The sequence below is a fragment of the Pseudomonas sp. GW456-L13 genome, from assembly GCF_017350115.1.
GTDB lineage: Bacteria > Pseudomonadota > Gammaproteobacteria > Pseudomonadales > Pseudomonadaceae > Aquipseudomonas > Aquipseudomonas jessenii.
In genome coordinates this window covers 279,857-296,099 of sequence record NZ_JACNAS010000001.1, presented here as the reverse complement: position 1 = coordinate 296,099, position 16,243 = coordinate 279,857, and the positions used below count along the sequence as shown (strand labels likewise).

The window sequence follows — 16,243 nt, the reverse complement described above, 5'->3', positions numbered from 1 at the left end:
TTTTGCCAAAATCCGGCGCCCTGACGCCACCCTAAATCCGCCTCCCAAAAACCACCCGTCGCCTGGGGATGAAGGCTGTTTTGAATGTGTATTTTAATTGTAGACACAAAGAATAACGTTGTTTTATAGTGAGAATACAGGTAGTAGACAGCGTTCACTCACCCGTACAAAGGTTTCTAATAAATGGCTACCAAAGAACTCGATCTGCAAGCCACCGCGGATCTGCCCGTTGACCGTAAAGCTGTGCTGGGAGAGGCGTTGCGTCGCCGGATCCTGAGCATGGAGCTGGCACCTGGCGCAGTCGTTGACGAACTGGCCTTGTGCGACGAGTTCGGTCTTTCCCGACCACCTGTGCGCGAGCTCATGCGGCAGATGGCGGCCGAGGGATACATCGATCTTGAAGCGAACCGTGCCGCCCGCGTGTCGTCGATGAGCTACCAGTCGCTCAGAAGCTTTTTCCTGGCAGCCCCGTTGATTTACATCGCCACCACCCAATTGGCGGCCGCCCATGCAACGCCATCCGAGATTGCAGAGCTCAAGCGCATCCAGGCGTTCTTCCGCACGGCCATCGAAGAGAAAGATGTAGAGAAGCGAGTGCTCTACAACGACGAGTTCCATCTGCAGATCGGCAAGATGGCTCACAACACTTACTTGATGCCAAGCCTGCAACGCCTGCTGATCGACCATGCGCGGCTGGGGAAGATCTTCTATCGCCATCCCACGACAGTGGACATGCAAGAAGACCTGGAAGTGGCGGCGCAACAACATGACGAAATGATCAGTGCCATTGAAAACCATGATCAGGTTCTGGCGGGAGATATCGTGCGCGCGCATCTGGAATTGTCGCGACGTCGTATGTCCGAGTACGCCGCGCCGGAAGGGTTGGATGTGGCACTTACCTACTAAAAAGCAGTACCGATGCCACTTGCATGAACCGTGTGACGAGAACGTGCAGAAGGGACGCTTTTAGTAACTACAAATATAAAAGAGCCCAGGTCGCGAAAAATGGCAAAAATCAGATACACACCTGCAGATGACTCTACATGCGGCTGGTTCCACCTTAGCCAGCCGAGAGTGGCCCGTGCGTCCCACTCGGGCATCCGCTCGGCCCGTTGGGTCGTGCTGGGTGCCGGGTTTACCGGGCTTGCGGCAGCTCGGCAACTGGCGCTGAATTTTCCGGATGACGAGATTATCCTGATCGAGGCCCAGGAGGTCGGTTACGGGGCCTCCGGCAGAAATGCCGGCTTCGCCATCGACCTGCCACACGATATCGGTGCCGATGACTATATCGGCGATATCGAGACGGCAAAAATCAGTATGGCGTTGAACCTGACAGGGCAACACATTCTGAAAAGCCTCGTGGAAAAACACCGGATCGACTGTCAGTTGCGCATGTGCGGGAAGTATCAGGCGGCCATTGAAGACCGGGGTATCTCTGTTCTGGATGCTTATCGCCGTGGGCTGGACAAACTCGGTCAAGAATACGAAATGATCGAAGAGAAGGACTTGCCGGATCACATCGGCACGCCTTTCTATCGCAAGGCACTGTTCACCCCGGGCACGGCACTCATCCAGCCGGCCGCCTTGGTAAAGGGCTTGGCCGACAGCCTGCCGGCCAACGTGACGCTTTATGAAAATACGCCGATTACCGACGTGGAGTACGGCGACAAAACCATCCTCACCCATAAGAACGGTCGTATTGTTGCGGACAAGTTGCTGCTGACCAATAACGCGTTCGCCATGAGCTTCGGCTTTTTGAAAGGGCGCATGCTACCGATCTTTACGTACGCAAGCCTGACCCGGCAGCTCACGGAAGATGAGCAGGCACGCTTGGGAGGTCGGCCTTATTGGGGTGTTATTCCTGCCGATCCTTTCGGCACCACATTGCGCCGGACAACGGATAACCGCCTGTTGGTGCGCAACAGCTTCAGCTTCAATGCCGACGGACGCAGCCATCAGAAATACCTGGAGCGGTTTATCCAGCGACACAAGGATTCGTTTGATCGCAGATTCCCCATGCTCCCCGATGTCAATTTCGAATACACCTGGGGCGGGTCGCTAGCGTTGTCGCGCAACCACATGGCGCACTTCGGGCAACTGGCCAACAACGTCTATGGTGCACTGTGCTGCAATGGACTGGGCGTGACCCGTGGCACGGTGACAGGCACCTTGCTGGCAGACTGGCTGGCAGGCAAGAAGGACCCACTGATCGATTTTCTGTTGTCGTCCCCAGGACCTAACAGAAACCCACCGGAACCCTTACTTTCAGCAGGCGTGAATATGAACTTGCTATGGGGACAGTGCCGGGCAGGGAAAGAAAGCTGATTTCGCAACACTCTGACAGGCAAGTTAAACGTTAAGTAATTGGTTAGAAGTTTTTAGCTTATTGGTTAGTCCATTAAGGCTGATGGTTTCTTATCGAGGCGGCTTTGATTCGCCCGGATTTTGGGTTTGAGCTTCAGCCCTTTGAATGACCGAAGCGGAATAGGAGACAATAATGACAAGTCCTAATACCTCTATTGAGGATGTTCCTCTCAATAATTTCCATCGTTTACTGACCGCCCGCTCCGGGGGCGGGTCATTTGTAGACGGTTATGTACTGAGCATTATCGGTATAGCGATGATGCAAATAACATCCGCCCTGAACTTGTCGGAGTTCTGGCAAGGAATGATTGCCGCATCGGCACTCATGGGGGTGTTTTTTGGCGGTTTCATCGGTGGCTGGTTGACCGACAGGCTGGGTCGCAAAAAGGTTTATTTCGTTGGGCCTACGCTGTTCATCGTTTGCTCGTTGGCACAGTTCTGGGTTGAGTCAGCACCGGTATTGTTCGCCCTCAGATTTATCATCGGTCTGGCGGTGGGCATTGAATATCCAGTGGCCACGTCGTTGTTGGTCGAGTTCTTGCCGAAGAAACAACGCGGTCCCAGGCTCGCGGCGCTGACCATCCTGTGGTTTGCCGGTGCGGCATTTGCCTACGTTGTCGGTACATCAATCCTCAATGTGGGCGGAGATGACGCCTGGCGTTATGCGCTGGCGAGTGCCTCCGTCATCGGGCTGTTGCTGCTATTGCTGCGTGTCGGCACCCCGGAGTCCGCGCGCTGGCTCTTGAGCAAGGGGCGCGAGGCTGATGCAGAGCGCGTGATCAAGCATGTGTACGGTCAGCACTATTCGCTTCGCGATCTCCCTGAGGAGCCAGATCAGAAGAAAACGTCATTCCTGGATTTGCTTCATTCCGGATATGGGAAACGGTTGTTCTTTGTTTCCGTCTTTTGGTCATGCTCGATCATTCCTGTTTTTGCAGTCTATGCGTTCGCCCCCAAGGTTCTCCTGGCGTTGAATTTGAAAGGGGAGTGGGCCTCATACGGTTCCATGATCATCACGATGCTGTTTGTGGTCGGTTGTGTGCTCGCGACAAGGCTGATCAACACGATTGGCCGGCGCTGCATGCTTATTCACAGCTTTCTATGGTCGGGCCTGGCGCTGTTGGGCTTGGCGACTTTTTCACACAGCAATGAAGTACTGGTGCTCTTCCTGTTCGGTGCCTATGCGGTGTTTATCGGTGGAGCACAAGTTCTGCAGCTTGTTTATCCGAACGAGTTGTTCCCTACAGAGATTCGCGCATTTGCCGTAGGCATCGGAACTTCCCTTTCCCGAGTGGGAGCAGCGGTTGGCACTTACCTGGTACCTGTTTCGCTACAGACCCTGGGTATCGGCAACACGATGTATGTGGCCGCCGTGGTCACCTTTATCGGGCTGATGGCAGCTTGGGCCATGGCACCTGAAACACGTTCGTTGAACTTGCGCGACGCAGCGGCGCTGAGCAGTTGAGACGCTGCAACTGAGCCGTAAGCGATGAGTTGTCCCTGATAAATGGCGGTGGACGCCAGGTTGAATAACATTCCCTTAGTAATGGAGAGGCAATCATGAAATTCGAAGGCATTTATACCCCGGCAATTACCCCTTTGACCGCGAGCGGTGAAATCGACAAGGCCGCTTTCGCCGACGTGCTGGAGTATCTGATCGAGTCGAAAGTGCACGGCATTATCATTGGCGGTTCGACCGGCGAGTACTACGCCCACACCTCTCAAGAGCGTATCGAACTGGCGACCCAGGCTAAAGATGTGATCGGCGGACGACTGCCACTGGTGATTGGTACCGGTGCAATCCGCACTGAAGACTCCGTCGAATATGCCAAGGCCGCTCGCGAGATCAAGGCCGATGCGATTCTGGTGGGCTCTCCGCCTTATGCATTGCCTACCGAGAAAGAAAACGCCATCCATGCGCTGACCGTGGATCGTGCCGCCGGCTTGCCGATCATGCTCTACAACTACCCGGCACGCATGGGCGTCAGCATGGGCCCGGAGTATTTCGCGGCCGTTGCCGAAAGCAAAAACATCGTGGCCATCAAGGAAAGCTCCGGCGACATGGCGCAAGTCCATCGCCTGGCACGGGAATACCCGAACATCAGCCTGTCCTGCGGCTGGGATGATCAGGCGCTGGAGTTCTTCGCCTGGGGCGCACGCAGCTGGGTTTGCGCCGGATCGAACTTCATTCCCCGTGAGCACGTTGCGCTCTACGAAGCCTGTGTCGTGGAAAAAGACTTCGATAAAGGCCGCAAGATCATGAGCGCCTTCATGCCGCTGATGGACTTCCTGGAAAGCGGAAAATTCGTGCAGTCGATCAAGGTTGGCTGCGAGTTGAACGGCCTTCGCACTGGCGGTGTACGTTCGCCTCTGCAACCTCTGTACGAACACGAGAAACAGGCCTTGCAGGACATCATCACCACTCTGAAACGTGACGTCGCCCAGGTGACCGGGAGCGCAAAATGACTGGCCTTCTCAGCGCGGCAGAATATGCCGCCATCGCTCGGGACCTGAAGTTCCCGACTCAGTCGTTCGTCAACGGTGAGTCCTACACATCGGTGTCGGGCAACACCTTTACGACAACCAACCCGGCGACCAATGACGTGCTGGCCGAGATCACGGCCTGCAACGCTCAAGACGTTGACTTCGCGGTGGCCAAGGCCAAGGAAGCCTTCGAAGATGGTCGCTGGCATAAACTGAGCCCTAGCGAGCGCAAGAAGGTGTTGCTGCGCTTTGCCGATCTGCTGGAGCAGAACTCCCACGAGCTTTCTGTCCTGGAAAGCCTGGATAGCGGGAAACCCGTTCGCGAGTGCCAACTCACGGATGTTCCGGAAACCATTCACATGATCCGCTGGCATGCGGAGTTGATCGACAAGATCTACGACAGCACCGCACCGGTCGGTCCCGGCGCGTTGAGTCTGGTGGTGCGTGAAGCCATCGGGGTCGTCGGTCTGGTGCTGCCCTGGAACTTCCCGCTGCTGATGCTGGCGTGGAAAATCGGCCCATCGCTGGCCGCGGGCTGCTCCATCATCGTCAAGCCGGCCAAGGAAACCACCTTGACGGCACTGCGTGTCGCCGAACTGGCTCATGAAGCTGGCGTGCCCGCCGGTGTGTTCAACGTGCTGTCCGGCGGGGGCGGTGAAGTAGGCGAGCCGCTTGGCCGCCACATGGACGTGTCCATGGTCAGCTTCACCGGCTCGACAGCCACCGGGCGCCGGTTCCTTAACTACGCGGCGGATTCGAACCTCAAGCGCATTGTGCTGGAGTGTGGCGGCAAGAATCCTGCAGTGGTGATGAATGACGTTGAAGACCTGGATCTGGTCGCCAGCCACGTCGTCAATGGCGCATTCTGGAACATGGGCGAAAACTGCTCGGCTTCCTCGCGCTTGATCGTGCATGCGGACATCAAGGACGAGTTGTTGAAGCGCATCGGCGTGCAGATGCGCGAATGGAAAATGGGCAATCCACTGGATCCGGACAATCGCCTTGGCGCCATGGTCAGCAAAGCGCATTTCGAGAAGGTTCGTTCATACCTCGAGCAAGCGGCCGTTGAAAAACTCGACGTCGTTTATGGCGGCAACACCGAGAGTGACATCTTTGTCGAGCCTACCGTTGTCGATGGCGTAGGTGCCGACAGCCGACTGTTCCAGGAAGAGATCTTCGGCCCTGTATTGGCGGTCACTACGTTCAACACCGTCGACGAAGCCATCGCTTTGGCCAATGACTCGGTGTATGGCCTGGCGGCATCGGTGTACACCGACAACCTGCGCAACGCCATCAAGCTCTCGCGCGAAATTCGCGCGGGGATTGTGACGGTCAACTGCTTCGGTGAGGGTGATGCTTCCACGCCGTTTGGTGGATACAAGGAGTCCGGGTTTGGCGGGCGCGACAAGTCAATCTGGGCCCACGATCAGTACACCGAAATCAAGACCATCTGGATCGACGTCTCTGAGCGGTAATCTACCGAACGGATGACGGCGGTCCGAAATCTCAAGCCCCCTGGTTCTTTTGAACCTGGGGGCTTTGTTATTCATCGGTCATGCATGATCGGGAGTTCGCCGCGGTCCTAACGGATACCGGCACCCGCCATGGATTCTGGCACCCACTGCGCCGTCGATAGCGGCTCGATGTAGCGGATGCCGCCATGGGGGCCCACCACGCCATTGATGTTGTAGGTGCCTTTGGACAGGTCGTAAGTCATGAAAGGGGTGGCGTCCGGGACCTGCTGGTCGTAGCTCTGGCTGAAGAACGCGAAGGAGCCGCGGTATAGCTGGCCACTGGTGTCGTACTGATCGGAGGCCACCGCGGCCCAGGTGTCTTCATCCAGGTAGAAGCGGCGCTTCTGGTAGATGTGCTTCGCCCCCGGCTTGAGGTTGCCCTCCACGACGTAGACCCGGTGCTTTTCCCAACGTACGAAGTCCGGGGAAATGAAGTCAGGCGTGGTCAGCGACTTGGCAGCGCGAGCGTAGGTGAGTTTGTAAGTGTTGTAGGGCACGATCATTTCCTGCTTGCCCACCAGCGTCCAGTCGTACAACTCAAGTGCACGGGCAGTACCGGGGTTGGGGGTGTCGTAGGCCAGGATCGAGATCTGTTTGACGCGGCGCTGGGCAGGCATGTACTGCCAGGCGCGGCCAGGGAACTCCGCCGGGTTGGTCGCGTTCTTGAGCATGATCGATTCGCCGGCTCGGCGCGCAGGTCCGGTATAGGACAGTTTCAACTGATAGTAGATGTCGGAGCTGTTGAACGGTTTCGACAGGTTCTCGTAGATCGGGAAGGAGACGAATGCCTCGCCGGTGACCGCCAGGCTCGGTACGCCCGCCGTGTCGACGCTCCAGGAGTCGTACTTGGAATGGATGTTGACGCCCTGGTAGCGCAGCAGGAAATTCCACATCGCTTCGGCGCCGGATTGCGGAATCGGGAAAGGCACCCCGGGCATCACATTGTCGATGGCGATCCCGCCGTTGAGCGACCTGGCGTTGGTGGCATTTCTGCGGCTGTTGTCCAGTACCGCCTGTGGGAGCGATGCCGTGCGGTGGGTCGGATAGACGTCGACGCGAAAGGCGGGGTAGCGCTTGGCCAACGCTACAGTGGTGGCGGTCAGCATGCCTTTGTAAGCGTCGACGTTCTTGCCGTTGATCACCAGCAACGGTCTTTCGCCCGCGAAAGGGTCCGGGCGCATGCTGTCGCCGGTCTTGAAACCGGGCGGCGCAGTGGTCAGGCCACCGTTGTAGGGCGGAATGGAACCGTCGGCATTACCGGCCTTTTCGGCTCCCACCCAGGTCAGGCTGGTGCCCAGCCGGGCGGCTTCCTGGCTCGATACATAGGCGTGGGCATCGATCGCCAGCGCCATGAGGGGTACGGCAGCCAGAAGACTTTTCACGAATGTCATATTGTTATTCTCCTGCCTGGCGTACCAGGCAACTCGTGACTCAGGCGCAGCAGTCGCTTACGTCGACTCATCACCAGAGACTTTTTCAGTACTGCCATTAGATAGCCCCCTTATCAGGGGCGCTTTTCATTCGACGACAGCCCCTTGGCTATTGATGACAGGCCCGGGCTGTCTCGGCGGGCATTCGATGGGAGAGTGACTGTCACTTGTTTGTATTTTTCAGCGGAATCATTGGGTTACCGAATGGTCATAGCTATGTCTGAACACTGCCCGGACGAAGGTTTCGAGCAGCCATGACCCTTCCATACTTCCGACGTTTAGGACGTTCATATGAATCGCGCAGTAATCTTGATCGTGGCCATTTCCAGCGCCGTCTTGTTGGGAGGGTGCGGCCCGCACTGGGATGACGGAGAGCGGTACGGGCGATATCACGATCATGACCATCGACGTGGTTACGACCAGAGAGGGGACGATGATCGAGGTTATGACCGTGACTATGATCGTCGTGGCTATGATCGCAGTGACTATGATCGCGATCACCGTCGCTACCGTGATCGTGATGACAACGACGACTGATAGGTTCAACGTCATTGAAATGCAGGGGGGCTAGTGGGGAGCTGCGTAAAATAGGGGCAGGAAAAGCCCAAGGTTATCATTTTGCCAAGCCGACGTGGCAACAGGGGGCCAGTAACAGGACAGTCCCCCTTTTCCAGTACCAACCCACTAACCGGCAAATACGGATGAAGCATTTTTCAAGGGAGATACTCATGGCATCAGGGCAATGTCTTTGCGGGGCGGTACGTTTTTCCCTGGCGGTTGAACCCCGATTTTTCTATCGCTGCCATTGCACCCTGTGCCGCAAGCAAACCGGGGTTGGCCATAATCTTGCCTCGCTGGTCAACGCTCGCGACTTCCGGTGGGAGGAAGGGCAAGGGATGATCACGGGGTGGCTCAAACCCAGCGGGTACAGAAATGACTTTTGCTCACGATGTGGCTCGACCGTGCCTAATGTTCTTCGCGAAACGCCTTACTACTGGATTCCGCTTGGACTTCTCGATGGCGAGTTGAGCATGGAGTGTGTTGGAGATTTCTGCACCGATGATGCGATGTCGTGGGATGAACAACGCTCGGCAAAAAGTCATTGCGCAGCCCCTGATTCACTGGGGTTTCTTCTGCATGAGTTGCAGGTCGATGCTTGACTCAGGCGCGAGGTCGGCTTTGGGACCCGTTGACAGTTGGAAGGTGAACAACCACAGCACCAGGGCCGTCACACTGATCGAAGCGCCCAGCAAGCTGACGGCAACCCACCCCCATAGCGCATAAACCTGCGTCGCGGCGGCGGCACCCAGCGCGCTGCCCACCGAGTAAAAGCACATGTAGGCGCCGACCATGCGGCTATGGGCGTCGGGCCGTGCCGCGAAAATCAGGCTCTGGTTGGTGACGTGTACGGCCTGCACAGCGAAGTCGAGCAAGACCACTCCACAAACCAGCGCGATCAGTGACGACTGTGCAAAGGCGATGGGCAGCCAGGACAGCGTCAGGATCGCCAGCGAAATGCCGGTGACGCGTTGCCCCAAACCCTGGTCGGCCCAGCGCCCGGATCTTCTGGCCGCAAGGGCGCCGACGACGCCCGCCAGGCCAAACAGGCCGATGACCGTGTGCGAAAGCGACAGTGGTGGGGCGCTCAACGGCAGCACCATGGATGTCCAAAACACGGAAAAAGCGGCGAAGATCAGCAAGGCCAGCAGGCCCCTGATTCGCAACACCGGTTCGGTCATGAACAGCGTGAAGAGCGAACGGATGAGTGCCGGATAGGTGTATCGACTGCGTGGCGTCACTGCCGCAGGCAACACTTTCCAGAACACCGCCGCGAGGGTCAGCATCAATCCCGAGGAAACGAAATACACGGCGCGCCAGCCCGCCAGATCGGCGATCAGCCCGGAGGTGAAGCGCGCCAGAAGAATGCCCAGGACAATGCCACTGGTGACGGTTCCCACGGCCTGGCCACGTTGTGACGGCGTTGCCAGCGCGGCGGTGCAGGCCACCAGCACTTGAACCATCACGGCCAGCAAACCCACGGCGATCATGGCCCCCAACAGGGTCAGCCATTGCTGTGCGGCGCCGACTCCCGCCAGCGCAATCGCAGACAGCAGCATTTGCGTCAGAATCAGCCCTTTACGGTTTAACAAGTCGCCCAGAGGGACGATGAACAGTAACCCCAGCGCGTAACCGACTTGAGTCGCCGTCACCACAAACCCGATCATTGATGGGGCAACATCAAGGCTGCGGGCCATTGAATCCAGTAAGGGTTGTGCGAAGTAGACGTTGGCGACGGCAAGCGCGCAGGTGACAGAAAATAGAAACGTGAGTTGCGCAGACAGCCCCGAAGCCTGCGCGAGGAAAGGATGGGTGGCTGAATCGGTATCTGCTTTCACGTGAGCCTCCGTGGCGCTAAACTGGTTTCAATTAGCAACTGGATTTATTGTTATCGAATCAGGTTTCATATTGCAACCACATTGCTCAAGACCGGTCGACGGACTTGGCAGTCGTTATCCAAAAGGTAAACACGATGGTCGTAGACCCTTCATCGCAAAGCAGCGAATGCCCGGTAGCACGAACACTGGAAACCATCGGGGATCGGTGGTCGCTCATGATCATTCGCGACGCGTTTGACGACATTCGCCGATTCAGCGAATTTCAAAAAAGCCTGGGGGTGGCCAGGAACATTCTGGCATCGCGCCTGAAGACGTTGGTTGAGGTCGGTGTATTCGACGTTCAACCGGCGTCGGATGGAAGTGCCTACAAGGAATACGTCCTGACGGAGAAAGGGCGTGAGATCTTTCCTGTGGTGGTCAGTATGAGGCAGTGGGGCGAACGGTTTCTGTTCACGGGGGACGAGACGCGTTCAGTGCTGTTGGACAATGAGTACGGCCAGTCCCTGATGCCAATTGAAGTTCGCTCCTCGAGCGGCCAAAAACTTGGACCGTCCGACTGCCACAGAGTGAGGGTGGTTGCCGGCGAGTCTTGAATCGAACGGTTGAAGGCGATTCAGTCGAGCAGCGACACCAGCCGCGGTTCGATTGCCTGGTCAACCACTTCAAGCAACGCCAGGGTGACAGGCAACTTGAAGCGTCGGCGCCCGGCACTGCCTGGATTCAGGAATAGCCGTTCACCGCGCCAGTCGATGCGCGGTTTGTGCGAATGACCGGTGATCACCAGCTTGATGCGGCTATCAAGATCGGCCGCCACGTCGGCGATGTCATGCACCAGTAGAACAGTCCAGCCGTTGAACTCCAGGTGCAGACAATCGGGCAACTCCCGCGCCCAGGATGCGTCCAGGTCATTGTTGCCCCGCACCGCATCCACCGGCGCGATTGCGGCCAATTGGTCGAGGATCGCCTCGCTACCGATGTCACCCGCGTGAAGGATGCGATCACAGCCTTGCAGGGCGGCAATGGCTTCGGGGCGGAGCAAGCCGTGGGTGTCGGAGATGACGCCGACTTTCATCGCGGGCGGCTCGAGATGCATTCTGGTTCCAGGTTCAAGCGGATGTCTCCTGTGCTGAGCATTGTTGAACGAAGCGGTCAATCAACCACCTCGCAGCCGGCCCCGGCGGCAAATCCGTGCGGTAAATGACGTCGAAGGTATAAATCCCACTTTTATATTCCGGTATGTTCAGTTGCACCAGTCGGCCGCTCTCCAGGTCTTCCCGGACCATCGGGGCTGGCATGTTCCCCCAACCGATGCCTTCACGCAGCAGCATGTGCTTGGCGCCCAGGTCCGCCAGGCGCCAGGTGCGGTTACTGAGCACGGCGAAGTCCTTGTCCTTGGTCAGCACCGAACGGTCGGACAGCACCAGTTGCGTGTGCTCTCGTCCGGCACCCGGAACATTCGCGTCGCTTGAAGCCAGCGGATGATTCGGGGCCGCCACTGGTATCAACTCGACGCTGCCGACCCCCATCCTTTCGATACCGTCGATGCCCTCGTTCATGGGGCCACTGACGCCGATGATCGCGCCACGGTTGATCACCAGTTCAGTGACGGCGCCGAGGGCTTCCATGTGCAAGTGCAGGGCAACGGTCGGGAACTCTTCGCGAAAGGACTTTAGTGCATCGACTACGCGCTCGGGGGGTAGCATGACATCGAGTACCACATGAACTTCGGCTTCAAGCCCCTGGAGCAGGCCCTTCACTTTGGCGCGTAATCCATGAACACCGTTGGCGATGGTCCTGGCTTCGGCCAACACCGTGCGGCCGGCATCGGTGAGCTGGGGTTTGCGGGTCGTCTGGCGATCGAACAGCGACACGCCGAGCTGCATTTCAAGGTTGGCGATCGAGTAACTGACAACCGAAGTGGCGCGATGAAGTTTTCTGGCGGCCGCCGCGAAGCTGCCGACTTCCACAACCGTCAGGAACACCCGCAGTTGGTCCAGAGTCGGTGTTCCCGGGTCAGAGATCATGCCTGTTTCCTTGATCCAGACGTCACTCGGAATAATTGCACGATTGATCTCTCCTTTACCGGTTGGGTGGGTATACATTTCTAAAAAATCGAATCTAATAATCTAAATTAGTCGGCTATTCAGATTAGCTGATGCAGGGCAACATTTCCTCACCAAGGCGGTTCCTGTCGAATCGAAGCCAACTGAAGGAAATACCCCATGACGACCTCTGCAAACATCGCTCAAACAAGCACCTCTGAACAGAGCCGTTCCGATGTGACCCAAGCCTCGGCCTCGTTGATCGGCCGCGTACTGCTCAGCGCAATCTTCATCCTTTCCGGTTTTTCGAAACTCGCCGCTCCGGCCATGATGGTCGGCTACATCGGTTCGGTCGGGCTTCCCTTTCCACAATTGGCACTGGCGGTGGCGATCATTGTAGAGATCGGCGGCGGCCTGGCATTGATCGCCGGTTACCGTACCCGCACCGTCGCCGCTGTACTGGCCGTGTTCAGCGTGTTCACTGCACTGGCGTTCCATAACGCACTGGGCGATCAGAACCAGTTCATCCACTTCTTCAAGAACATCGCGATGGCCGGTGGCCTGTTGCAGATCGTGGCCTTCGGTGCCGGTCGCTTCAGCCTCGACGCTCGCCGTCGTTGATCCCCCATGCTGCGCAGGGCCCGCGCCCTCGCAGCGCAAATGTTTTGTCGCTTCTATTCGATTATCGAGGCCTCCATGAAAGCCCTGCGCGTGTACGAATACGGCAGTCCTGAAGTTTTACGCCTGGAAGAGATTGCAGACCCTGTCGCCGGTGTTGGTGAGGTGTTGATCGATGTCGCTGGCGCCGGGGTCAACCCGATTGACTGGAAGATCCTGTCCGGCGCCATGAAAGCGTTCATCCCGTTGCCGCTGCCTTTTACCCCGGGCGTTGAGGTGGCCGGCACCGTCGCCGCGCTGGGGGAGGGCGTCACTGAATTCAACATCGGTGATGAGGTGTTCGGCTTCATCAATATCGTCGGTGGTTATGCGACCAAAGCGGTTGCCCAGGTTTCCAAGCTGGCGATCAAACCAAAATCCCTCAGTGCCTTGCAGGCTGGCGCTGTCCCGGCAACGGCCCTGACGGCCTGGCAGGCGCTGACCGAACACGCTGGCGTGCAACGTCGCCAGAAAGTGTTGATCCATGCCGCGGCCGGAGGCGTGGGCAGCATGGCCGTGCAGATTGCCAAGTACCTGGGCGCTGAAGTCTACGCAACGGCCTCGGCACACCATCATGCCTACCTGAAGGAAATCGGTGCGGACTACACCATTGACTACAGGACCCAGGCTTTCGAAGAGTTGGTATCCGGCCTCGATGTGATACTGGATCTGGTGGGCGGCGAAACGCAAACCCGTTCGTTTGCGGTATTGAAAAAACACGGCGTGCTGGTATCGCCGGTGAGCGCCCCAAACATGTCGCTGGCCAACGACTATGGCGTGACCCCCGCGAACTTTGCCACCCGTTCGGATGGCCGGCAGCTCTCGCTCATCGCCGAACTGTTCGACAAGGGACACCTTACCGTCGATGTAGAAACCTACCCGTTGAGCGAGGCGAAAGTCGCGATCGAGAAAAGCATGGGCCGCCACTTACGGGGCAGGCTTGTCCTCGATACAGCGAAGTAAGTTGTCGCCAGTCATCCCCGACAGGATCAGGCAAGTTGTCAGAAGGATCTGACTAACTGGCCGCCCGGCGTTATCCCTACTCTGGACTGGCAGCGAGACACCGCTCTCGCGTCACCAGGCACTCAAGTGAGGAAACAGGGTCATGTCGAACATCTCGAAAAAAGTCGTTCTGATCACCGGCGCGAGCAGCGGTATAGGCGAAGCGACGGCGCGTCTGCTAGCCAGCAAGGGCGCGCATGTCGTGCTCGGCGCACGTCGTACGGAGCGTCTCGAAATACTTTGCGCCGAGATCAACGCCAGGGGGGGAAGCGCCCATTTCCAGGCATTGGATGTCACCCGGCGAGCCGATGTTCAAGGGTTTGTCGATTTTGCCCTGGACCTGCATGGCCGGGTCGATGTGATGGTCAATAACGCCGGGGTGATGCCACTGTCGAAACTCGAGGCACTGAAAGTCCGCGAATGGGATCAGATGATTGACGTCAATATTCGCGGCGTCTTGCATGGTATCGCGGCCGGTTTACCGCTGATGCAAAAACAGCAATCAGGCCAGTTCATCAATATCGCATCGATTGGCGCCTACACCGTGAGCCCCACGGCATCGGTCTATTGCGCGACCAAGTTTGCGGTGCGCGCCATCTCGGAAGGATTGCGTCAGGAAGTCGGTGGGGACATTCGTGTCACGGTGATTTCACCCGGCGTGACCGAGTCTGAATTGGCCGAGAGCATTTCCGATGAAGGCGGGCGGGCCGAGATGCGCGAGTTCCGCAAGATCACCATCCCTGCAATGGCCGTTGCTCGTGCTATCGCTTACGCCATCGAGCAGCCTGCTGATGTGGATGTCAGTGAACTGATTGTCCGTCCAACGGCCAGCCCGTTCTGAATCGAGGACTTGAACATGACAGCTAAAAAATCCGCAGATCAGGACAAGTACGTCGGTATGTGGGTCACGGCTGACGGGCTCATTCGCCATGAGCTTCTGCCAGGTGGTCGATACGATGAGGCCCGGGGCCGGCAGGCGAGTGCCTATCAGGGCCGATATTGGCTGGAAGGCGACCACATCGAGTACGTCGATGACATCGACTTCACGGCTGATGGGGAGTTTCGTGACGGGGTTCTCTATCACGCCGGCATGATTCTTTTTCGCCAGATGTAGAAGCCGAACGCTGTAGTGGCGGCTGCTCATTGAAACCAGAGCGAGCACAGCCGCCACCCGCCATCGACTATCGTTCTTGTGTGCGGTCAGCAGCTAGCCTTACCTGGTTCAACAGGTGATCGACATCCTCGGCGGTGGTGGCGAACGAGGTGACAAAGCGAACGACATTCGGTCCCCAGCGACCATGGTAGAACCCGAAGCCGGCCTTCAGCAGCGCATCGATCATTGCCGAGTCCAGCCGGCAGAACAGGATGTTCGCCTCGGTGCCGCCGAGCACCTCGACGCCACCCAGGCCCTCAAGCCCTTGCGCCAGGCGCTGGGCGGCAGCGTTGGCCTTGCGTGCATTGCGCAGCCAGAGGTCGTCGGTCAGGTACGCATCGATCTGCGCCGACAGAAAACGCATCTTGGAAGAGAGATGGCCTGCACGCTTGCGGCGGTAACTCATCTCGGTGGCGAGGGAGGTGTTGAACAGGACGATCGCTTCCGCCGCCAGCACGCCGTTCTTGGTGGCACCGAACGACAGGGCATCCACGCCGGCCTTCCACGTCATCTCGGCCGGGGAGCAGCCAAGCGACACCAGGGCGTTGGCAAAGCGCGATCCATCCATATGCAATCCCAGGGAAGAGGACTTGCAGACGTCACCAATGGCTGCGATTTCATCCAGGGTGTAGATGCTGCCGACCTCAGTGGCCTGAGTGATGCTGACGCAGGCGGGCTGGGTCGTGTGTACGTCGCCGACTTTTTCGCGAGTGCGCTCGCGCAATCGGACGATATCCAGCTTGGCCGCCGGGCCGTCGACGGTCATCAGCTTCGCGCCGTTGGAAAAGAACTCGGGCGCGCCGCATTCATCGTTGTTGATATGGCTGGCCGGGTGGCAGTAGATGTTGCCCCAGGGTGGTGTCATCGCGCTCAGGCACAGGGCGTTGGCGGCGGTGCCGGTGGGCACGAGAAAGACCTCCACGTCGCGCTCGAAGATTTCGCAGAACTTGCGCTTGACCTGTGCCGTCAACTCGTCGGTGCCATAGGGACCCGCCTGGCCCGAACTGTGTTTGACGAGGGCTTGTGCCACCTCCGGCGATGCACCGGCGATGTTGTCACTTGAAAAACCCAGCGCGGGCGGTCTGCTTGTTTCACCGTTCATCATCCAGTTCTCGGCTGCGCAGGCGAAGGTGTTTCGCCCGGATTGCGCATCCTATGGAGGGGGACGGTTGTTGCGCTTGTAAAAAATTGACGCTCGCCG

Annotated in this window: 17 protein-coding genes; 12 read left to right on the top strand and 5 right to left on the bottom strand. The window is 57.9% G+C overall.

The window, feature by feature from the left end:
• Positions 1-183: 183 nt before the first annotated feature.
• The 5 genes from J4D25_RS01300 to J4D25_RS01280 all read left to right on the top strand — a co-directional run bounded on the left by J4D25_RS01300 (position 184) and on the right by J4D25_RS01280 (position 6,323).
• Positions 184-906 (top strand): GntR family transcriptional regulator, encoded by a 723-nt coding sequence (locus tag J4D25_RS01300; RefSeq protein WP_057714862.1) that lies wholly within the window; start codon positions 184-186, stop codon positions 904-906.
• Between the two features lie 99 nt (positions 907-1,005).
• Positions 1,006-2,325: an FAD-binding oxidoreductase gene (locus tag J4D25_RS01295; RefSeq protein ID WP_057714861.1), complete on the top strand. Its 1,320-nt coding sequence runs from the start codon at positions 1,006-1,008 to the stop codon at positions 2,323-2,325.
• 172 nt (positions 2,326-2,497) lie between these two features.
• Positions 2,498-3,829 carry an MFS transporter gene (locus tag J4D25_RS01290; protein ID WP_057714860.1) on the top strand — a complete coding sequence of 444 codons (1,332 nt, stop codon included), beginning with the start codon at positions 2,498-2,500 and terminating at the stop codon, positions 3,827-3,829.
• Positions 3,830-3,924: 95 nt separating this feature from the next.
• Complete coding sequence (locus tag J4D25_RS01285) at positions 3,925-4,830, top strand: dihydrodipicolinate synthase family protein (RefSeq protein ID WP_057714859.1); 906 nt, start codon at positions 3,925-3,927, stop codon at positions 4,828-4,830.
• Positions 4,827-6,323: an aldehyde dehydrogenase gene (locus J4D25_RS01280; RefSeq protein WP_057714858.1), complete on the top strand. Its 1,497-nt coding sequence runs from the start codon at positions 4,827-4,829 to the stop codon at positions 6,321-6,323. Before J4D25_RS01285 ends, J4D25_RS01280 begins: the two co-directional genes overlap by 4 nt.
• A gap of 107 nt (positions 6,324-6,430) precedes the next feature.
• Here J4D25_RS01280 and J4D25_RS01275 read toward each other — a convergent pair whose 3' ends face one another.
• A complete protein-coding gene (locus J4D25_RS01275; RefSeq protein WP_057714857.1) occupies positions 6,431-7,753 on the bottom strand; it encodes a DUF1329 domain-containing protein in 1,323 nt (440 codons plus the stop codon).
• 330 nt (positions 7,754-8,083) lie between these two features.
• Between J4D25_RS01275 and J4D25_RS26870 the strand changes: the two genes are divergently transcribed.
• Positions 8,084-8,329, top strand: a complete 246-nt coding sequence (locus J4D25_RS26870; protein WP_008053401.1) for a hypothetical protein — start codon at positions 8,084-8,086, stop codon at positions 8,327-8,329.
• 191 nt (positions 8,330-8,520) lie between these two features.
• Positions 8,521-8,952: a GFA family protein gene (locus J4D25_RS01265; RefSeq protein WP_079246753.1), complete on the top strand. Its 432-nt coding sequence runs from the start codon at positions 8,521-8,523 to the stop codon at positions 8,950-8,952.
• Here the strand turns inward: J4D25_RS01265 and J4D25_RS01260 are convergent.
• The gene (locus tag J4D25_RS01260; protein ID WP_057714855.1) at positions 8,911-10,188 is read right to left on the bottom strand and encodes an MFS transporter; all 1,278 of its coding nucleotides are present in this window, start codon (positions 10,186-10,188) and stop codon (positions 8,911-8,913) included. The genes J4D25_RS01265 and J4D25_RS01260 overlap by 42 nt on opposite strands.
• A 134-nt stretch (positions 10,189-10,322) precedes the next feature.
• Here J4D25_RS01260 and J4D25_RS01255 point away from each other — a divergent pair, with 134 nt between their 5' ends.
• Positions 10,323-10,781: a helix-turn-helix domain-containing protein gene (locus tag J4D25_RS01255; RefSeq protein ID WP_057714854.1), complete on the top strand. Its 459-nt coding sequence runs from the start codon at positions 10,323-10,325 to the stop codon at positions 10,779-10,781.
• Positions 10,782-10,801: 20 nt separating this feature from the next.
• Here J4D25_RS01255 and J4D25_RS01250 read toward each other — a convergent pair whose 3' ends face one another.
• Positions 10,802-11,260: a metallophosphoesterase family protein gene (locus J4D25_RS01250; protein ID WP_057716606.1), complete on the bottom strand. Its 459-nt coding sequence runs from the start codon at positions 11,258-11,260 to the stop codon at positions 10,802-10,804.
• A gap of 34 nt (positions 11,261-11,294) precedes the next feature.
• A complete protein-coding gene (locus J4D25_RS01245) occupies positions 11,295-12,212 on the bottom strand; it encodes a LysR family transcriptional regulator (protein WP_057714853.1) in 918 nt (305 codons plus the stop codon).
• A gap of 198 nt (positions 12,213-12,410) precedes the next feature.
• Here J4D25_RS01245 and J4D25_RS01240 point away from each other — a divergent pair, with 198 nt between their 5' ends.
• The 4 genes from J4D25_RS01240 (at position 12,411) to J4D25_RS01225 (ending at position 15,003) form a co-directional block, all read left to right on the top strand.
• Entirely contained in the window at positions 12,411-12,851 is a 441-nt protein-coding gene (locus J4D25_RS01240; RefSeq protein ID WP_057714852.1) for a DoxX family protein, read from the top strand.
• Positions 12,852-12,926: 75 nt separating this feature from the next.
• Positions 12,927-13,850, top strand: coding sequence for an NADP-dependent oxidoreductase (locus J4D25_RS01235; RefSeq protein ID WP_057716605.1), 924 nt, complete (start codon positions 12,927-12,929; stop codon positions 13,848-13,850).
• A gap of 142 nt (positions 13,851-13,992) precedes the next feature.
• Positions 13,993-14,730, top strand: a complete 738-nt coding sequence (locus J4D25_RS01230; RefSeq protein WP_057714851.1) for an SDR family oxidoreductase — start codon at positions 13,993-13,995, stop codon at positions 14,728-14,730.
• 15 nt (positions 14,731-14,745) lie between these two features.
• Positions 14,746-15,003, top strand: a complete 258-nt coding sequence (locus tag J4D25_RS01225; protein WP_057714850.1) for an Atu4866 domain-containing protein — start codon at positions 14,746-14,748, stop codon at positions 15,001-15,003.
• Positions 15,004-15,070: 67 nt separating this feature from the next.
• Here the strand turns inward: J4D25_RS01225 and J4D25_RS01220 are convergent, their stop codons facing one another.
• Positions 15,071-16,147 carry a low specificity L-threonine aldolase gene (locus tag J4D25_RS01220; protein WP_241781138.1) on the bottom strand — a complete coding sequence of 359 codons (1,077 nt, stop codon included), beginning with the start codon at positions 16,145-16,147 and terminating at the stop codon, positions 15,071-15,073.
• Positions 16,148-16,243 lie beyond the last annotated feature (96 nt).